This is a genomic window from Burkholderia mayonis (genome assembly GCF_001523745.2).
In the GTDB taxonomy this organism is placed as follows: domain Bacteria; phylum Pseudomonadota; class Gammaproteobacteria; order Burkholderiales; family Burkholderiaceae; genus Burkholderia; species Burkholderia mayonis.
Genome location: NZ_CP013386.1, coordinates 3,653,446 through 3,668,426, shown reverse-complemented (window position 1 = coordinate 3,668,426; position 14,981 = coordinate 3,653,446). Strand labels below are relative to the sequence as shown.

At 69.3% G+C, this 14,981-nt stretch carries 14 protein-coding genes; 8 read left to right on the top strand and 6 right to left on the bottom strand.

All coding sequences use genetic code 11. The annotated features are described in order from the left end of the window. Positions 1-12 precede the first annotated feature (12 nt). The 5 genes from WS70_RS17735 to WS70_RS17715 all read left to right on the top strand — a co-directional run bounded on the left by WS70_RS17735 (position 13) and on the right by WS70_RS17715 (position 5,184). Positions 13-1,023 (top strand): ABC transporter permease subunit, encoded by a 1,011-nt coding sequence (locus tag WS70_RS17735; RefSeq protein ID WP_059597537.1) that lies wholly within the window; start codon positions 13-15, stop codon positions 1,021-1,023. A 98-nt stretch (positions 1,024-1,121) separates the two neighbouring features. Next, positions 1,122-2,039 carry an ABC transporter permease subunit gene (locus WS70_RS17730; RefSeq protein ID WP_059469359.1) on the top strand — a complete coding sequence of 306 codons (918 nt, stop codon included), beginning with the start codon at positions 1,122-1,124 and terminating at the stop codon, positions 2,037-2,039. 1 nt (position 2,040) lies between these two features. After that, the gene (locus WS70_RS17725) at positions 2,041-3,033 is read left to right on the top strand and encodes an ABC transporter ATP-binding protein (RefSeq protein ID WP_059469358.1); all 993 of its coding nucleotides are present in this window, start codon (positions 2,041-2,043) and stop codon (positions 3,031-3,033) included. Next, positions 3,030-4,046: a peptide ABC transporter ATP-binding protein gene (locus WS70_RS17720; protein WP_059597536.1), complete on the top strand. Its 1,017-nt coding sequence runs from the start codon at positions 3,030-3,032 to the stop codon at positions 4,044-4,046. Before WS70_RS17725 ends, WS70_RS17720 begins: the two co-directional genes overlap by 4 nt. Continuing rightward, the gene (locus WS70_RS17715) at positions 4,039-5,184 is read left to right on the top strand and encodes a TraB/GumN family protein (RefSeq protein ID WP_059469356.1); all 1,146 of its coding nucleotides are present in this window, start codon (positions 4,039-4,041) and stop codon (positions 5,182-5,184) included. The genes WS70_RS17720 and WS70_RS17715 overlap by 8 nt, the downstream gene beginning before the upstream one ends. A gap of 501 nt (positions 5,185-5,685) precedes the next feature. On the opposite strand, the gene WS70_RS17710 is transcribed toward WS70_RS17715, so the two are convergent. From WS70_RS17710 to pxpB, 5 genes are all read right to left on the bottom strand, one after another. Then, positions 5,686-6,642, bottom strand: coding sequence for a DUF979 domain-containing protein (locus WS70_RS17710; protein WP_059469355.1), 957 nt, complete (start codon positions 6,640-6,642; stop codon positions 5,686-5,688). Further along, positions 6,639-7,388 (bottom strand): DUF969 domain-containing protein, encoded by a 750-nt coding sequence (locus WS70_RS17705; protein WP_059469372.1) that lies wholly within the window; start codon positions 7,386-7,388, stop codon positions 6,639-6,641. The genes WS70_RS17710 and WS70_RS17705 overlap by 4 nt, the downstream gene beginning before the upstream one ends. Positions 7,389-7,893: 505 nt before the next feature. After that, positions 7,894-8,658 (bottom strand): 5-oxoprolinase subunit PxpA, encoded by a 765-nt coding sequence (gene pxpA, locus WS70_RS17695; protein ID WP_059469353.1) that lies wholly within the window; start codon positions 8,656-8,658, stop codon positions 7,894-7,896. Between the two features lie 56 nt (positions 8,659-8,714). Then, positions 8,715-9,794 (bottom strand): 5-oxoprolinase subunit C family protein, encoded by a 1,080-nt coding sequence (locus tag WS70_RS17690; RefSeq protein WP_059597535.1) that lies wholly within the window; start codon positions 9,792-9,794, stop codon positions 8,715-8,717. After that, positions 9,791-10,447: a 5-oxoprolinase subunit PxpB gene (gene pxpB / locus WS70_RS17685; RefSeq protein ID WP_059597534.1), complete on the bottom strand. Its 657-nt coding sequence runs from the start codon at positions 10,445-10,447 to the stop codon at positions 9,791-9,793. The genes WS70_RS17690 and pxpB overlap by 4 nt, the downstream gene beginning before the upstream one ends. Positions 10,448-10,595: 148 nt before the next feature. On the opposite strand from pxpB, the gene WS70_RS17680 reads away from it, so the two are divergent. Continuing rightward, on the top strand, positions 10,596-11,108 hold the full coding sequence (locus tag WS70_RS17680; protein ID WP_059469350.1) for a winged helix DNA-binding protein: 513 nt from the start codon (positions 10,596-10,598) through the stop codon (positions 11,106-11,108). Positions 11,109-11,305: 197 nt separating this feature from the next. Here WS70_RS17680 and WS70_RS17675 read toward each other — a convergent pair whose 3' ends face one another. Continuing rightward, positions 11,306-11,902 (bottom strand): 5-formyltetrahydrofolate cyclo-ligase, encoded by a 597-nt coding sequence (locus WS70_RS17675; RefSeq protein ID WP_059597533.1) that lies wholly within the window; start codon positions 11,900-11,902, stop codon positions 11,306-11,308. A gap of 21 nt (positions 11,903-11,923) precedes the next feature. Here WS70_RS17675 and WS70_RS17670 point away from each other — a divergent pair, with 21 nt between their 5' ends. Together WS70_RS17670 and WS70_RS17665 are read left to right on the top strand one after the other, a co-directional pair. Continuing rightward, entirely contained in the window at positions 11,924-13,879 is a 1,956-nt protein-coding gene (locus WS70_RS17670) for a lytic transglycosylase domain-containing protein (protein WP_059469348.1), read from the top strand. Positions 13,880-13,993: 114 nt separating this feature from the next. Then, the gene (locus WS70_RS17665; RefSeq protein ID WP_059469347.1) at positions 13,994-14,953 is read left to right on the top strand and encodes a complex I NDUFA9 subunit family protein; all 960 of its coding nucleotides are present in this window, start codon (positions 13,994-13,996) and stop codon (positions 14,951-14,953) included. The last annotated feature ends 28 nt before the right edge of the window (positions 14,954-14,981 follow it).

The following is a 14,981-nucleotide window of genomic DNA, read 5'->3' as shown; positions in this document are numbered from 1 at the left end:
TCGAGAAGCGTCATGTTCCGATTCGTCTTGCGCCGCGTGGGCATGGTGATCCCGACCTTCATCGGCATCACGGTGCTCGCGTTCGCGCTGATTCACCTGATACCGGGCGACCCCATCGAAGTGATGATGGGCGAGCGCGGCGTCGATCCCGCGATGCACGCGGAAGCAATGCATCGCCTGGGGCTCGACGAGCCGCTGCCCCTTCAGTACCTGCACTACGTCGGCCGTGCGCTGCACGGCGACCTGGGCATGTCGATCATCACCAACACGAGCGTGATGAGCGAGTTCCTCGCACGCTTTCCGGCGACGGTCGAGCTGTCGATCTGCGCGCTCCTGTTCGCGCTCGCCGTCGGGCTGCCGGCCGGCGTGTTCGCCGCGTTGAAGCGCGGCACGATCGTCGATCACGGCGTGATGGGCACGGCGCTCACCGGTTATTCGATGCCGATCTTCTGGTGGGGGCTCATCCTCATCATGGTGTTTTCGGCGTATCTCGGGTGGACGCCCGTGTCGGGCCGCCTCGCGGTCGAATACGAGATTCCTCATACGACGGGCTTCATGCTGATCGACACACTGCTCTCCGGCGAAGAAGGCGCGTTCGCGTCGGCGGTGAGCCATCTGATCCTGCCCGCGATCGTGCTCGGCACGATTCCGCTCGCGGTGATCGCGCGGATGACGCGCTCGTCGATGCTCGAAGTGCTGCGCGAAGACTACATCCGCACCGCGCGCGCGAAGGGGCTGTCGCCCGTGCGCGTCGTCGTCGTGCATGCGCTGCGCAACGCGCTGATTCCGGTCGTCACGGTGATCGGCCTTCAGGTGGGCACGCTGCTCGCGGGCGCGGTGCTCACCGAGACGCTGTTTTCGTGGCCGGGCGTCGGCAAGTGGCTGATCGACGCGATCGGCCGCCGCGACTATCCGGTCGTGCAAGGCGGCATCCTGCTGATCGCGACGCTCGTGATCGTCGTGAACCTGGTCGTCGATCTGCTGTACGGCGTGCTGAATCCGCGCATTCGCCATACGAGGTAATCGAACATGCATTCCCATACGCGTATTCATCCGCTGAATCAGCGGTCAACTGCGGCGGCGGCATTCGGCCGCGCTCGCGCGGCAACGCGGGAGGCGCAATGAGCGACATGCAAAACGCGATGCCGTCGCAAGCGGCGCCCGTCGGCGGCCGTGTGCTCGCGCTGCGCGAATTCTGGGCGAACTTCTCCCGCAATCGCGGCGCGGTCGGCGCGGGCATCGTCGTGCTCGTGCTCGTCGTCGTCGCGCTGCTGGCGCCGGTGCTCGCGCCGCACAGCCCGATCGAGCAGTACCGCGACCACGTGAAGATTCCGCCCGCGTGGCTCGCGGGCGGCAACTGGCAATTCGTGCTCGGCACCGACGAAGCGGGCCGCGACATCCTCTCGCGCCTGATGTACGGCGCGCGGATGTCGTTCTGGATCGGCTTCGTGTCGGTCGTGCTCGCGCTGATTCCGGGCATCGTGCTCGGCCTCGTCGCCGCGTTCTTCCAGAAGTGGGCCGACACGCCCGTGATGCGCGTGATGGACGTGCTGCTCGCGCTGCCGTCGCTGCTGCTCGCGGTCGCGGTCGTCGCGATCATCGGTCCCGGCCTGACGAACACGATGTTCGCGATCGCGATCGTCGCGCTGCCTGCGTACGTGCGTCTCACGCGCGCGTCGGCGCTGGGCGAACTGCAGAAGGAGTACGTGACCGCATCGCGCGTCGCGGGCGCGGGCACGCTGCGCCTGATGTTCTCGCAGGTGCTGCCGAACTGCACGGCGCCGTTGATCGTGCAGGCGACGCTCGGCTTTTCGTCGGCGATCCTCGACGCGGCCGCGCTCGGCTTCCTCGGTCTCGGCGTGCAGCCGCCGACGGCTGAGTGGGGCGCGATGCTCGCATCGGCGCGCGATTACATCGACAATGCGTGGTGGATCGTGACGATGCCCGGCCTGTCGATCCTGATCTCGGTGCTCGCGATCAACCTGCTCGGCGACGGGCTGCGCGACGCGCTCGATCCCAAACTCAAACGGATGGCCTGACATGAGCGACTTATTGACCATCCGCAATCTCGCGGTGAACTTCAACGGGCTGCCCGCGGTCGACAGGATCAATCTGTCCGTCGCGCGCGGCGAAGTGGTCGGCGTGGTGGGCGAATCCGGCTCGGGCAAGAGCGTGACGATGATGGCGCTGATGGGCTTGATCGACGCGCCCGGCATCGTCACCGCCGACGAAGTCACGTTCGACGGCGTCGATCTCTTGAAGGCGAGCCCGAAGGCGCGCCGCAGGATCATCGGCAAGGACATCGCGATGGTGTTCCAGGACGCGCTGACGAGCCTGAACCCGAGCTACACGGTCGGCTATCAGATCAAGGAGGTGCTGAAGCTGCACGAGGGCCTGCGCGGCGACGCGCTGAAGAAGCGCGCGCTCGAACTGCTCGACCAGGTCGGGATTCCCGATGCGAAGAACCGCATCGACACCTTCCCGCACCAGATGTCGGGCGGCATGAACCAGCGCGTGATGATCGCGATGGCGGTCGCGTGCAATCCGAAGCTCCTGATCGCCGACGAGCCGACGACCGCGCTCGACGTGACGATCCAGGCGCAGATCATGGATCTCCTCGTCGCGTTGCAGAAGGAGCGCGGGATGGCGCTCGTGCTGATTTCTCACGATCTCGCGGTCGTGTCGGAAGTCGCGCAGCGCGTCGCGGTGATGTACGCGGGCGAGATCATCGAGACGAACCGCGTGCCGGACATCTTCGCATCGCCGCATCATCCGTACACCGAAGCGTTGCTCGCCGCGATTCCCGAGCACAATGCGGGGGCGAAGCGGCTCGCCGCGCTTCCCGGGATGGTGCCGGGCCGCGACGATAGGCCGAGCGGGTGCCTGTTCGCGCCGCGCTGCAAGTACGTCGTCGACGGCTGCACGAAGGCGCGCCCTGCGCTCGCCGAGCTCGTGCCGGGCACCGGCATGCGCACGCGCTGCATCAAGCCGCTCAACCTGCAAGCGACGCACACGGAAGGAGGCGCGCGATGAACGCAGTCTACGAAGCGCGCGAGTCCGCCACGCACGACGACATCGTGCTCGTCGCCGACAAGCTCGCGAAGCACTACGCGGTTAGAAGAGGGATGTTCGGGCACGGCACCGTGAAGGCGCTGAACGGCGTGTCGTTCGAATTGAGGCGTGGCAAGACGCTCGCCGTCGTCGGCGAGTCCGGCTGCGGTAAATCGACGCTCGCGCGCCAGTTGACGATGATCGAGCCGCCGACGTCCGGGCATCTGTCGATCGACGGCCGCGACGTCGCGGGCGCGGACCGCGAGACGATCGCCGCGCTGCGCCGCCGTGTGCAGATGGTGTTCCAGAATCCGTTCGCGTCGCTGAATCCGCGCAAGACGGTCGAGCAGACGCTCGCCGAGCCGCTCGCCATCAACACGCATCTGACGGCCGCCGAGCGCGCGCAGCGGATCGCGCAGATCATGCGCACGGTCGGCCTGCGGCCCGAGCACGCGAAGCGCTATCCGCACATGTTCTCGGGCGGGCAGCGCCAGCGCGTCGCGATCGCGCGCGCGATGATCCTCGATCCGCAGATCGTCGTCGCCGACGAGCCGGTGTCCGCGCTCGACGTGTCGATCCAGGCGCAGATCCTCAATCTCTTCATGGATCTGCAGGAGCAGTTCAAGACGAGCTACGTGTTCATCTCGCACAACCTCGCGGTCGTCGAGCACATCGCCGACGACGTGATGGTGATGTACTTCGGCAGCGTCGCGGAGCTCGGCGACAAGAAGACGATCTACGCGCGGCCGCGCCATCCGTACACGCGCGCGCTGATGTCGGCGACGCCCGCGATCTTCGAGGCGGATCGCAAGATCCAGATCAAGCTGCAGGGCGAGCTGCCGTCGCCGCTCAATCCGCCGTCCGGCTGCGCGTTCCATCAGCGCTGCCCGTACGCGGTCAAGCGGTGCCGCGCCGAGGAGCCGAAGCTGCGCGCTGTCGACGGCCGGCTCGTCGCCTGCCATCGCGCCGAGGAGGTGGGGGAGGCGAATGCCTGATGCAGTGGCGGCGCGCGAAGCCGCGCGCCGCTTGCGTAACGGCGGCCGGCGCGCGGCGACGCACGCCGGCAGGCATCCCCGGCGCTGGCGCGCGCGTGCGCTCGCCAGTGCCGTGCTCGCCGGCGCGTGCGCGACGGGCGGCATCGCGTGGCCGCCCGTCGGCGCGCTGGCGGCGGGCAGCGCTGCGACCGCGCCGCTGTCGCAGTCGCCGATTCCTTCGCCGAGCCTGTCGCTGCCGGGCTTCCATGCGCCGCCGTCGACGTCGAACGGCACCGTCGCGAGCGGCGTGGTGCGCACGCAGCCCGCGCGGATGCCGTTCTACGTCGCGACGAAAGGCAAGGTCACGATCTACGTGCTCGGCACGCTGCACGTCGGCGATCCCGCCGACTATCCGCAAAACCAGCCGTTCCGCCGTCCGATCCTCGCGGCGCTCGCCGCATCGCCGACGCTCGCGCTCGAGTTGTCGCCGGACGATCTACTCGAATCGCAGGACGACGTATCGAAGTACGGCGTGTGCAACTACGCGTGCCTGCCGCGCCTGCTGCCGCCGCCTCTCTGGCAGAGGCTCGCGGGCCGGCTGCGCGGCAATCCGGCCGCGCTCGCCGGCATCCGCAACATGCGGCCGTGGCTCGCGTCGCTCGTCGTCGAGACGTACGATTCGCTGTCGGCCGGCCTGCAAACCGAATACGGCACCGAGGCGCAGTTGCAGAACGTGTTCCTGCGCAAAAAGGGCGGGAAGGTCGTCGGGCTCGAGACGCTCGCCGAGCAGATGCGCGCGTTCACGGGGCTCACGCTCGCGCAGCAGCGCGAGATGCTCGCGCAGGACATGGTGCAGACGCCCGCGCAGAACGCCGCCGACGTGCGCGCGCTGCACCGCCTCTGGCGCATCGGCGACGCGGACGCGCTCGCCGCATGGGCGACCGCGAAGACGGAGCGGCTCGCGCGCGCGAAGGCGGTCGCCGATTCGATCGACAACAAGATCGTCAACGAGCGCAACCGCCGCTTCGTCGCGCGGATGACCGCGATCGCCGCGCCGAATAGGCCGCTCTTCGTCGCGATCGGCGCGCTGCACCTGGGCGGCCCGAAGGGCGTGCTCGAACTACTGCGGCAGCAGGGCTATCTCGTCGACGCCGGGTGATCGGGAACCCGAACGAATAGGGATTAACCCAAGTTTTGACCGAGGTTGACGAGTGAAGTGCGTTCCGGCGATTGACACGCCGTTGGGCCAAATCTATTCTCCTTTCACCGAGTAGGAAAAAGAAAATGCGCTACGGGGAACGATAAAAACAGCGCGGGGGTAGCGTTGCCGGCACGCGTTCAGCGTGTCGGCAGCGGTTGTCTGCATGCACGACGGGGCCAAACACCACAACAAACCAACATGCAGGCGCATACGCCCATTCAATCGACGTTCCGCCGTCCGGCCGGGGGAAGCAGATGTCAATGCGGGCGGCGGCGGACGCATTTTTTTACTTTGAGCGTCGAACTTTCTTGCGACGCGCGCGGCGGCCGCCGGGCCGCTGCATGACGGATGCAGCCGGTAGCCGGGTAGCCGGCCGTGTGCCGGATCGGTCGGCAGAGCGAAGAAAAAGCGCCCGAGGGCGCTTTTTTCATGGCCGGGCGGGAATGCGCCGCGCCCCGTTCATCGAAACATCAGGACGTTCAGCAGGACGATGTTCGTCGCGAGCAGCGCGAGCGCGGTCGGGATCTGCGTCTTGATCACGCCGTTCTTGTCGGGCAGCTCGAGCAGCGCGGCGGGCACTATGTTGAAGTTCGCGGCCATTGGCGTCATCAGCGTGCCGCAGTAGCCGGAGAACATCCCGATCGCGACCATCACGGCCGGATCGCCGTGGAACACGTTGACGAGGATCGGCACGCCGACGCCGCCCGTCATCACCGGAAATGCGGCGAAACCGTTGCCCATCACCATCGTGAAGAGCGCCATCCCGATGCAGTAAACGGCGACCGCGACGAACCGGTAGTCGAGGTTCACGTACGCCGTCGTCAGGTGCGCGACCGCCTTGCCGACGCCCGCGTCCGAGAACACGAGCCCGAGCATGCCGAGCATCTGCGGCAGCACGGCCGCCCACGACAGCGCGTCGACGAGGCGTCGCGCCTCCTGCAGCGACTGGCCGACCGAGTCGCGAGTGATCCGGCACGCGAACCCGAGCGCGATCACGCAGCCGATGCCGAAGCCGATCAGCGTGACGTTCTTCGGATCGACGAGCGGCGCGCCGCCGACGTGCAGATGGCTCGCGGCGAGTGTGACCGCGACCGTCACGAACGGGATCGTGAGCGCGGGCACGAAGAGCCGGTTGCCGATGCGCGCGGCGCTTGCGCGGCGGACCTCGTCGGACGGCAGTTTCGGCTTCGCCGCTGTCACGCCGCCGAAGCCCGCGATCAGCGCCATCACGATCACGAGTGCGCCGACGAGCTCAACGGGCAGCTTGTCGCCGGCGATGAAGACGAGCGCGTAGAGCAGCCAGAAGCCGCCCGCGGTGAAGCGGCGCGGATGCGCGCGGTCCGTGACGATCGTCGCGCCGACCGCGAGCAGCACGAGGCCGACGAGCCAGAACAGGTCGTTGATCGTGAGCGTCATGCGCGGCCTCCCTGGGCGGCGGTGGCGGCGGTGGCGTTCGCGGCGCGCGGATCGGTCAGCGCGCGCATCTCGCGTTCGAGCCTGCGATCGAGGAGCCACAGCCGGAAGCCGTGGATCAGGAACGCGGATACGGCGGTCGGAATGCCCCAGAGCGCGACGTGCATCGGTTCCACGACGATGCCCGCCTCCTTCAGGAACGTCACCATCAGCACGATCGCGCCGAATGCGACGAAGATGTCTTCGCCGAAGAAGAGGCCGACGTTGTCGGTCGCGGCCGCGTACGCGCGCAGCCGGTGGCGGGTTGCGTCGGGCAGCGGACCGAAGCGGTTCTCGGTCGCGCCTTCGGCCATCGGCGCGATCAGCGGCCGCACCATCTGCGGATGGCCGCCCAGGCCCGTCAGGCCGACGGCCGCCGTCAGCTCGCGCACGAGCAGATAGATGATCAGGAGGCGTCCCGCCGTCGCGGCCTTGATGTTTGCGATCCACGCCTGCGCACGCTCGCGCAGTCCGTGCCGTTCGAGGAGGCCGATCACGGCGAGCGGCAGCAGGATGATGAGCGGGATGTTGCGGGTCTTGAGGAAGCCCGCGCCGATCGCGGCGAGGATCCGCTCGGGCGGGAAGTGCGCGCTCGCGGCCGTCGCGATCGCCGCGGTCGCGACGATCAGCATCGGATTGAAGCGCAGCGCGAAGCCGGCGACGATCACAGCGACGCCAATCAGCGGCCATAGACTTACGGTGCCTTGCATGAACATTCTCCTGACATGGGTTGACGCGCGCCGTCTTCGGGCGGCGCACGGCGGCTTGCGATCGGCGCGCGGCCGTCGCGCCGATGGGCCTTCGCGGCTCTGACGGCCGCTCGGGACTGCGGGGCGGGCGCGCGGTTCTTGCGCGCCCGCCCGATCCAGGCGATGGCGACGGCTGTCGCGCGCAAGCGTGAGCGCGCGCCGGCCTTCGCAGCGTCGGCGAATCGTTCGTGCGGCGGGCGTGGCCCGCCGCATGCAAGGCGTCGTGTGTGCCCGGCGGGTGGCGAGCGCCAGGCGGTTCTCATGCTTCGCGGCCCGTCGTGCACTGCGCGGGCCGGCCGGGCGGTCGTTCGTGCAAGCCGGGGCGGGCGGCGCGCGTCGGCGCTGCCGCCGCTCGGACGGCCACGCATGTCACGCGTGGCGCAATGCGCGCGCGCGGCGTCGGCAAGCCGCTCGCGCCAGGCCGGGTCGCTGCGTCGACGAGCGCCGCCGGCTGCGCGTCCGGTCCTTACGCGCGTTCCCCTGCGTGCACCGCGCCGGGCGCTTGCACGTCGATGCCGGCGGCTTCGAGCGCCGCGCGGATCCGTTTGGCGAACGCGAGCGCGTGCGCCCCGTCGCCGTGCAGGCAGACCGTCTGTGCATTGAGGGGCACCCATTCGCCCGTGACCGCGCGCACGCGCCGGCCGCAGACCATCTCGAGCGTGCGCGCGAGCATCTCGTCCTCGTCGTCGACGAGCGCGCCCGGCTGGCTGCGCGGCACGAGCGAGCCGTCCGCGCGATAGCCGCGATCGGCGAACACTTCCTCGACGGCGGCGAGCCCCGCGTGCCGCGCGGCGTCGACGAAGCCGCTCTTCGCGAGGCCGAACACCATGAGCGACGGATCGAAATCGTGGATCGCGGAGACGACCGCGTCGGCGATCTCGGGATCGCGCGCGGCCTGGTTGTACAGTGCGCCGTGCGGCTTCACGTGCACGATGCGCCCGCCTTCCGCCAGCGCGATCGCAGACAGCGCGCCCAGTTGATACAGCACGCCGGCGTAGATTTCGCCTGCCGGCAGGTCCATTTCCTTGCGGCCGAAGTTCTCCGGATCGTGAAAGCTCGGATGTGCGCCGATCGACACGCCTTTCTCCACAGCCCAGCGCACGCAGTCGCGCATTGCCTGGGCGCCGCCCGCGTGCCAGCCGCACGCGATGTTCGCCGACGTGACGAGGCCGAGAAGCGCCTCGTCCGAGCCGCACCCTTCGCCGAGGTCGGCGTTCAAATCGATTTCCATGATGTTTCTGCCCAAAGCGTTCGCGCCCGGCCGCGCAGCCGCGCCCGGTCCTTCAATCATGCCGCCACTCCACGCGCGGCGAGCGCGCGCTGCAGCGCCTCCTCGCGCATCTCGATCGCGATGTCGATCTGCCGCAGGTACGCGCGCTCGGCGGCGAGCGCGTCGCGCGCGGCCGCCACCGTCACGCGGACAAAGCGGATCGGCAGGTTCAGGCGCGCCTGCGCGAGCTTCCAGAGGTCCGCGCGGATCACCGCGCCGATCCGCGGATAGCCGCCCGTCGTCTGCGCATCGTTCATCAGCACGATCGGCTGGCCGTTGCCCGGCACCTGGATCGTGCCCGGCAGCACCGCGTGCGACAGCATGTCGCCCGGTTCGGCGCGCTCGAGCTTCGCGCCCGAAAGCCGGTAGCCCATCCGGTTGCTGCTCGGCGTGACGATCCATTCCTCGTCCCAGAACGTCTGCTGCGACGCCGGCGTGAAGCTCGCATACTGCGGACCGGGCAGCACGCGCACGGGCATCGCCCAAGCGGCGTGCGTATGCTTGTGGCGGCGCGGCTGCTCGTCGACGCGCGCGAACGCGCACCACGCAGGCGCCTTCACGCCGAACTCGGGCGCGTCGGGCGCGACGCACGCGGGCGCGCCGGCAGGCGGCGTGCCGACGGGCAGACGGTCGCCGTCGCGCAGCACGCGGCCGCCGAGGCCGCCGAAGCGCGACGCGAGATCGGTGCTGCGCGAGCCGAGCATCGGCAGCACGTCGAGGCCGCCCGCGACACACAGGTAGCCGCGCATCCCGCGCTTCGCGACGGGCAGCGTGAGCGTCTCGCCGGCCGCGACGGGCACGCTCCACCACGAGTAGATCGGCACGCCGTCGAGCGTCGCGCCGAACTCGGTGCCGGTGATCGCGATGCGCGTCGCGCGCGGGAAGCGGAACGTCGCGGGGCCGAGCGTGATTTCGATCGCGGCGGCGTCGGGCCGGTTGCCGACAAGGCGATTGCCGACTTCGAGCGCGAGCGAGTCGAGCGCGCCGCTCTGCGCGACGCCGAGATGGCGATAGCCTCGGCGTCCGAGATCCTGGATCGTCGAAAGGGGACCGGCGCGCAGCACTTCGATGCCGCCCGTGGCTTGGCGTGAAGTCATCCGGTATGCACCCCTGCGACGGTGAAGCGCACGCGGTCGCCCGGCTGCAGGAGCGTCGGCGGCGTGCGCGCGGGATCGAAGAGGGCGAGCGGCGTGCGGCCGATCAACTGCCAGCCGCCCGGCGCGGCGGCCGGATAGATGCCAGTCTGCTCGCCGCCGATGCCGACCGAGCCGGCCGGCACTTCCAGCCGGGGTGCGGCGCGCCGCGGCGTGTGCAGCGAGTCGTCGAGGCCGCCCATGTACGTGAAGCCCGGCTGGAAGCCCAGGAAGAACACGACGTAGGTGCCGGTCGAATGGCGCCGCACGACTTCGCCGCGCGTGAGCCCCGTGTGCTTCGCGACCGCGTCGAGATCGGGACCGAACGCGCCGCCGTACTCGACGGGGATCTCGACTTCGCGGCCGCTTTCGGCGACGTCGTCGGCGTCGCGCCACGCGGTCTTCATCAGCGGCGCGAGCGCGTCGGCCGTCGTCTCGAGCGGGTCGAACACGATCGTCAGATTGTTCATCCCGGGCACGACGTCGACGACATGCGGCCAGCCCGCCGCCGCGCCCGCGACCGCCCACACGCGGCGCTGGCATTCGAGCGTTGCGGGAGGGGGCGCCTCGCAGACGAGGGCGGTATCGCCAAGCGGGTAGATGCGTGGAGTGGTCATCGATGGCAAGCAAACGGCGTTGGGCCGGGTGGAGAATACATTATCAATAAAATGTCGATAACTTCTCGTCAAAAATTTTGGGCGGACGCCGCGCAAACGATCTTGGCGTACACTTTCGCGCACCTCGACTCACGTCCGCCGATTCGCCATGCAGCGTCATCCGACCAAGATCGTATCGTCCGAACATCTCGTTTCCGAGGCAAGCGCGGAGCTGTCCGAGCTCGAATATGCGCTCATCATGGCGGGAAATGCGTTCAATCGCTGGATGGTCAGGTGCATGGCGGCCGCGGGGGCGAAAGACATGACGGCGGTCGAAGTGTCGCTGCTGCACCACGTGAGCCACCGGGACCGCAAGAAGAAGCTCGCCGACATTTGCTTCGTGCTCAACATCGAGGACACGCACGTCGCGACGTATGCACTCAAGAAGCTGGTAGCTAGAGGGTACGTAAAAAGCGAAAAGACAGGCAAGGAAGTGTTCTTTGACGCAACCGACGCGGGCCGCGCACTCTGCCTCAAGTATCGCGACGTGCGGGAGCGCTGCCTGATCGAGACCCTGAAGGACAGCGGGCTCACGAACGAGCAGATCGGCGACGCCGCGCAGTTGCTGCGTCACGCATCGGGGCTGTACGACACCGCGGCGCGCGCGGCCGCGTCGCTGTAGGCGGAATGCGCCGGAGATGCGGGCCCGCCGGGCCTCACGGTCCAGCGGGCGGTTGCGCGGCGCCGCGCCGACTGCGCGCGGTGCGTTGGTGCGTGCTTTCGCCCGGGATCGTTTGACGGAAGCGCGCCGCGCGGCGCGCGTCGTCATCGTTGCCGTCGTTGCCGAGTCGCGAGCGGCTTCGGCGCGCGGCGCGCCCGTCAGCCGCCCGACCGGTGGGTCCGCGTCTCGGTGACGATCCAGTCGAGCGGCAGATCGTGCGCTTCGCGCGGCAGTTCGTGCACGCCGCACGCGTCGTACGCGACGCCGACCGTCACGGGCCGCGCGGCGCCGGGCCACGCGGCGAGCGTGCGGTCGTAGTAGCCGCCGCCGTAGCCGAGCCGGAAGCAGCCGTGATCGAAGCCGACGCACGGAATCAGCAGCACCTCCGGCACGAGCCGCTCGCCCGCCGCGGGCTCCGGAATCCGGTGGCGGCCTTCGCGCATCGGCGCGTCGGGCGTCCATGCGTGGAAATCGAGCGGCGTGCGCGGCTGGCCGATCACGGGCAGCGCCGCCTGTCGGCCCGCGTCGCCTGCGAGCCACGACGCGATCGTGTCGCGCGCGTCGAATTCGCCCGACAGCGGCCAGTAGAAGCCGACCGTGCGCGGCGCGCAGTCCGCGAGGATCGCGAGCACGCGCTGCGCGAGCGCGTCGTGCGCGAGCGCCGAGCGATTCGCGTCGAGGCGGCGCTGCGCAAGCGTTTCGCGCAGCGTTTGCTTCGGATTCGGCGCCGGGGCGCGTGCTATGCTTTCGCTCACTAGAGTGCTCCGTTCACAACGATGTCAACCAGCCTTTTCCGAGTATATCGTGCGGTCGCGGCGCCCCTCGTCGCAGCCGTGCTGGCCGCAGGGACGGCCGCCTGCGCCGCGCAGACCGTCGACGACATGACGTCGAGCGACGACCAGGTCTTCGTCCAACTTCGCGAAGCCGCGCGCAGGAACGATCCGGTGCGCGCCGCGCAACTCGCGTCGACAATCCCGAACTACCCGGCGCCGTCGTATCTCGAATACTTCCAGATCAAGCCGCAGCTGTTCGATTCGTCGGGCCACGCGCGGCTCGACGCGCCCGACGCGCCGGTGCTGTCGTTCCTGTCGCGCTACGACGGCCAGGCGATCGCCGACCGGATGCGCAACGACTACCTGCTCGTGCTCGGCGCGCGCCACGACTGGCGCAACTTCGACGAACAGTACAAGCGCTTCGTGCTCGACGACGACACGCAGGTCAAATGCTATTCGCTCGAATCGCGCGCGGCGCGCGGCGAGAACGTCGCGGACATGGCGCGCGAACTGCTCGTCGAGCCGAAGTACTACGGCGATGCGTGCGTCGACCTCATCACCGCGCTCGCGACGAACAAGCAGTTCTCGAGCGACGACGTATGGGCGCAGGTGCGCCTCGCGTACGAGCAGAACTACACGACGCTCGGCGGCAAGATTGCCGACGCGCTCGGCCCGCGCCCGGCCGGCTTCGACCAGGCGACGAGCGCGCCGCCGCTCTTCCTCGCACGCGGCGTCGGCGCCGACGCGACGTCGCGGCAGCTCGCGCTCCTCGCGATCACGCGGATGGCGCGCAACGATCCGGAGACGGCGGCGGGGCAGCTTAGGTCGCTCGCGTCGACGCTGTCGGCGACCGAGCAGGCAATCGGCTGGGGCGAGATCGGCTATCAGGCGGCGATCAAGCGCCTGCCGCAGGCGGCGGCGTGGTACCGGCAGTCGATGGACGCGCCGCTCACGAATCCGGTGTACGAATGGCGCGTGCGCGCGGCGCTCCTCGCGGGCGACTGGCCGATGGTGCGCCGCTCGATCGAGCAGATGCCCGCGCCGCTGCGCGACGACACGACGTGGATCTACTGGCGCGCCCGCGCGCTGAAGGCGAGCGGCGACACGCTGAAGGCGAACCAGGAATTCGAGCGGATCGCCGGGCAGTTCAACTTCTACGGGCAGCTCGCGGGCGAGGAGCTCGGCCAGAAAACGGTGGTCCCGGCGCGCACGAAGGTGACGGACGCCGAGATCGACGCGATGAACAAGGTGCCGGGCTTCGCGCTCGCGCAGCGGTTCTACGCGCTCAATCTGCGGCTCGAAGGCAATCGCGAATGGAACTGGCCGCTGCGCGGAATGACCGATCGGCAACTGCTCGCCGCGGCCGAGTACGGCAAGCGCGTCGACCTGCTCGATCGCACGGTCAACACCGCCGATCGCACGACGGCCGAGCATGACTTCTCGCTGCGCTATCCGTCGCCGTACCGCGACATCGTCGAACGCTACGCGCGGACCAACGGGCTCGACATCGAATGGGCGTACGGGCTGATCCGCCAGGAGTCGCGCTTCATCACGAACGCGCGCTCGTCGGTGGGCGCGGGCGGCCTGATGCAGCTGATGCCGGCGACCGCGCAGCTCGTCGCGAAAAAGCTCGGCCTCGGCACGGTCACGCGCGCGCAGATGCACGACATCGACACGAACGTACAGCTCGGCACGTGGTATCTGTCCGACATCTATCAGAAGTTCGACGATTCGGCGGTGCTCGCGACGGCGGGCTACAACGCGGGGCCGGGCCGGCCGGCCCAGTGGCGGCAGGCGCTCGCGCGGCCCGTCGAGGGCGCGGTCTTCGCGGAGACGATCCCGTTTAACGAGACGCGCGAATACGTGAAGAACGTGCTGTCGAACGAGACGTACTACGCGGCGCTCTTCGAGAAGAAGCCGCAGTCGCTGAAGGCTCGCCTCGGCTTCATCGCGCCGTAACGCGCATCGCGGAACGTCCCGGAACGCAACGCACGCATTCCGGGCGTGTTCGGGGTTTCGTGCGGGTTTCGCCGCCGCGCGTCGCGCGGCGGCGCGCTTGGGTGAGGCACGATCATGCAGGGCCAGACCATCGCCGTGCTCGGCGGCACGGGCTTTATCGGCAGCAGGCTCGTCAACGCGCTCGTCGGCGCGGGCGCGCACGTGCGGATCGCGGCGCGGCGCCGCGAGCATGCGCGGCATCTCGCGACGCTGCCCGTCGAGATCGCCGAGCTTTCCGCATTCGACGTGCGCGAACTCGCCCGCTTCGTCGCGGGCGCGCACGCGGCCGTCAATCTCGTCGGCGTGCTGCACGGCGGGCGCGGCAAACCGTACGGCGAAGGCTTCGAGCGGCTGCACGTCGCGCTTCCCGCGGCGCTCGCCGCCGCATGCATCGAAGTGCACGTGCCGCGCGTGCTCCACGTGAGCGCGCTAGGCGCCGATCCGCGCGCGCCCAGCATGTACCTGCGCTCCAAAGGCGACGGCGAGGCCGCGCTGCACGCGCAGGCTGCGGCGGGCGTGCTCGACGTCACGGTGTTCCGGCCGTCGATCGTGTTCGGCCCGGGCGACGCATTCCTCAACACCTTCGCGCGGCTCCAGCGGATTTTCCCGGTGGTGCCGCTCGCGATGCCCGATGCGCTGATGCAGCCGATCTACGTCGGCGACGTCGCGCAGGCGATTGCGAACGCGTGCGCGCGCGACGCGACGCGCGGCAAGACCTACGAGCTCGGCGGGCCGCGCACGTACCGGCTCGAGGAGCTCGTCCGGTATGCGGGCAGGCTCGTCGGCCGCAGCGCGCGGATCGTCCGGCTGCCCGACGCGCTCGCGCGGCTGCAGGCCTGCGTGTTCGAGATGCTGCCGGGCGAGCCGCTGATCACGCGCGACAACCTCGCGTCGCTGTCGGTGCCGAGCGTGATGACGGGACCGATCGCCCCCGAGCTCGGGATCACGCCCGCGAGCCTCGAAAGCATCGCGCCGACCTACATCGGCGATGCCGCGATGCGCTCGCGCTTTTCCGACTGGCGCGCACGCCGGTAAACGAGCGGAACGTCCGTGGCCGCCGCGG

Coding starts and splice junctions, on each gene's coding strand:
- WS70_RS17735 (WP_059597537.1), top strand. CDS start 13: ATGTTCCGATTCGTCTTGCGCCGCGTGGGCATGGTGATCCCGACCTTC.
- WS70_RS17730 (WP_059469359.1), top strand. CDS start 1,122: ATGAGCGACATGCAAAACGCGATGCCGTCGCAAGCGGCGCCCGTCGGC.
- WS70_RS17725 (WP_059469358.1), top strand. CDS start 2,041: ATGAGCGACTTATTGACCATCCGCAATCTCGCGGTGAACTTCAACGGG.
- WS70_RS17720 (WP_059597536.1), top strand. CDS start 3,030: ATGAACGCAGTCTACGAAGCGCGCGAGTCCGCCACGCACGACGACATC.
- WS70_RS17715 (WP_059469356.1), top strand. CDS start 4,039: ATGCCTGATGCAGTGGCGGCGCGCGAAGCCGCGCGCCGCTTGCGTAAC.
- WS70_RS17710 (WP_059469355.1), bottom strand. CDS start 6,642: ATGACGCTCACGATCAACGACCTGTTCTGGCTCGTCGGCCTCGTGCTG.
- WS70_RS17705 (WP_059469372.1), bottom strand. CDS start 7,388: ATGCAAGGCACCGTAAGTCTATGGCCGCTGATTGGCGTCGCTGTGATC.
- pxpA (WP_059469353.1), bottom strand. CDS start 8,658: ATGGAAATCGATTTGAACGCCGACCTCGGCGAAGGGTGCGGCTCGGAC.
- WS70_RS17690 (WP_059597535.1), bottom strand. CDS start 9,794: ATGACTTCACGCCAAGCCACGGGCGGCATCGAAGTGCTGCGCGCCGGT.
- pxpB (WP_059597534.1), bottom strand. CDS start 10,447: ATGACCACTCCACGCATCTACCCGCTTGGCGATACCGCCCTCGTCTGC.
- WS70_RS17680 (WP_059469350.1), top strand. CDS start 10,596: ATGCAGCGTCATCCGACCAAGATCGTATCGTCCGAACATCTCGTTTCC.
- WS70_RS17670 (WP_059469348.1), top strand. CDS start 11,924: ATGTCAACCAGCCTTTTCCGAGTATATCGTGCGGTCGCGGCGCCCCTC.
- WS70_RS17665 (WP_059469347.1), top strand. CDS start 13,994: ATGCAGGGCCAGACCATCGCCGTGCTCGGCGGCACGGGCTTTATCGGC.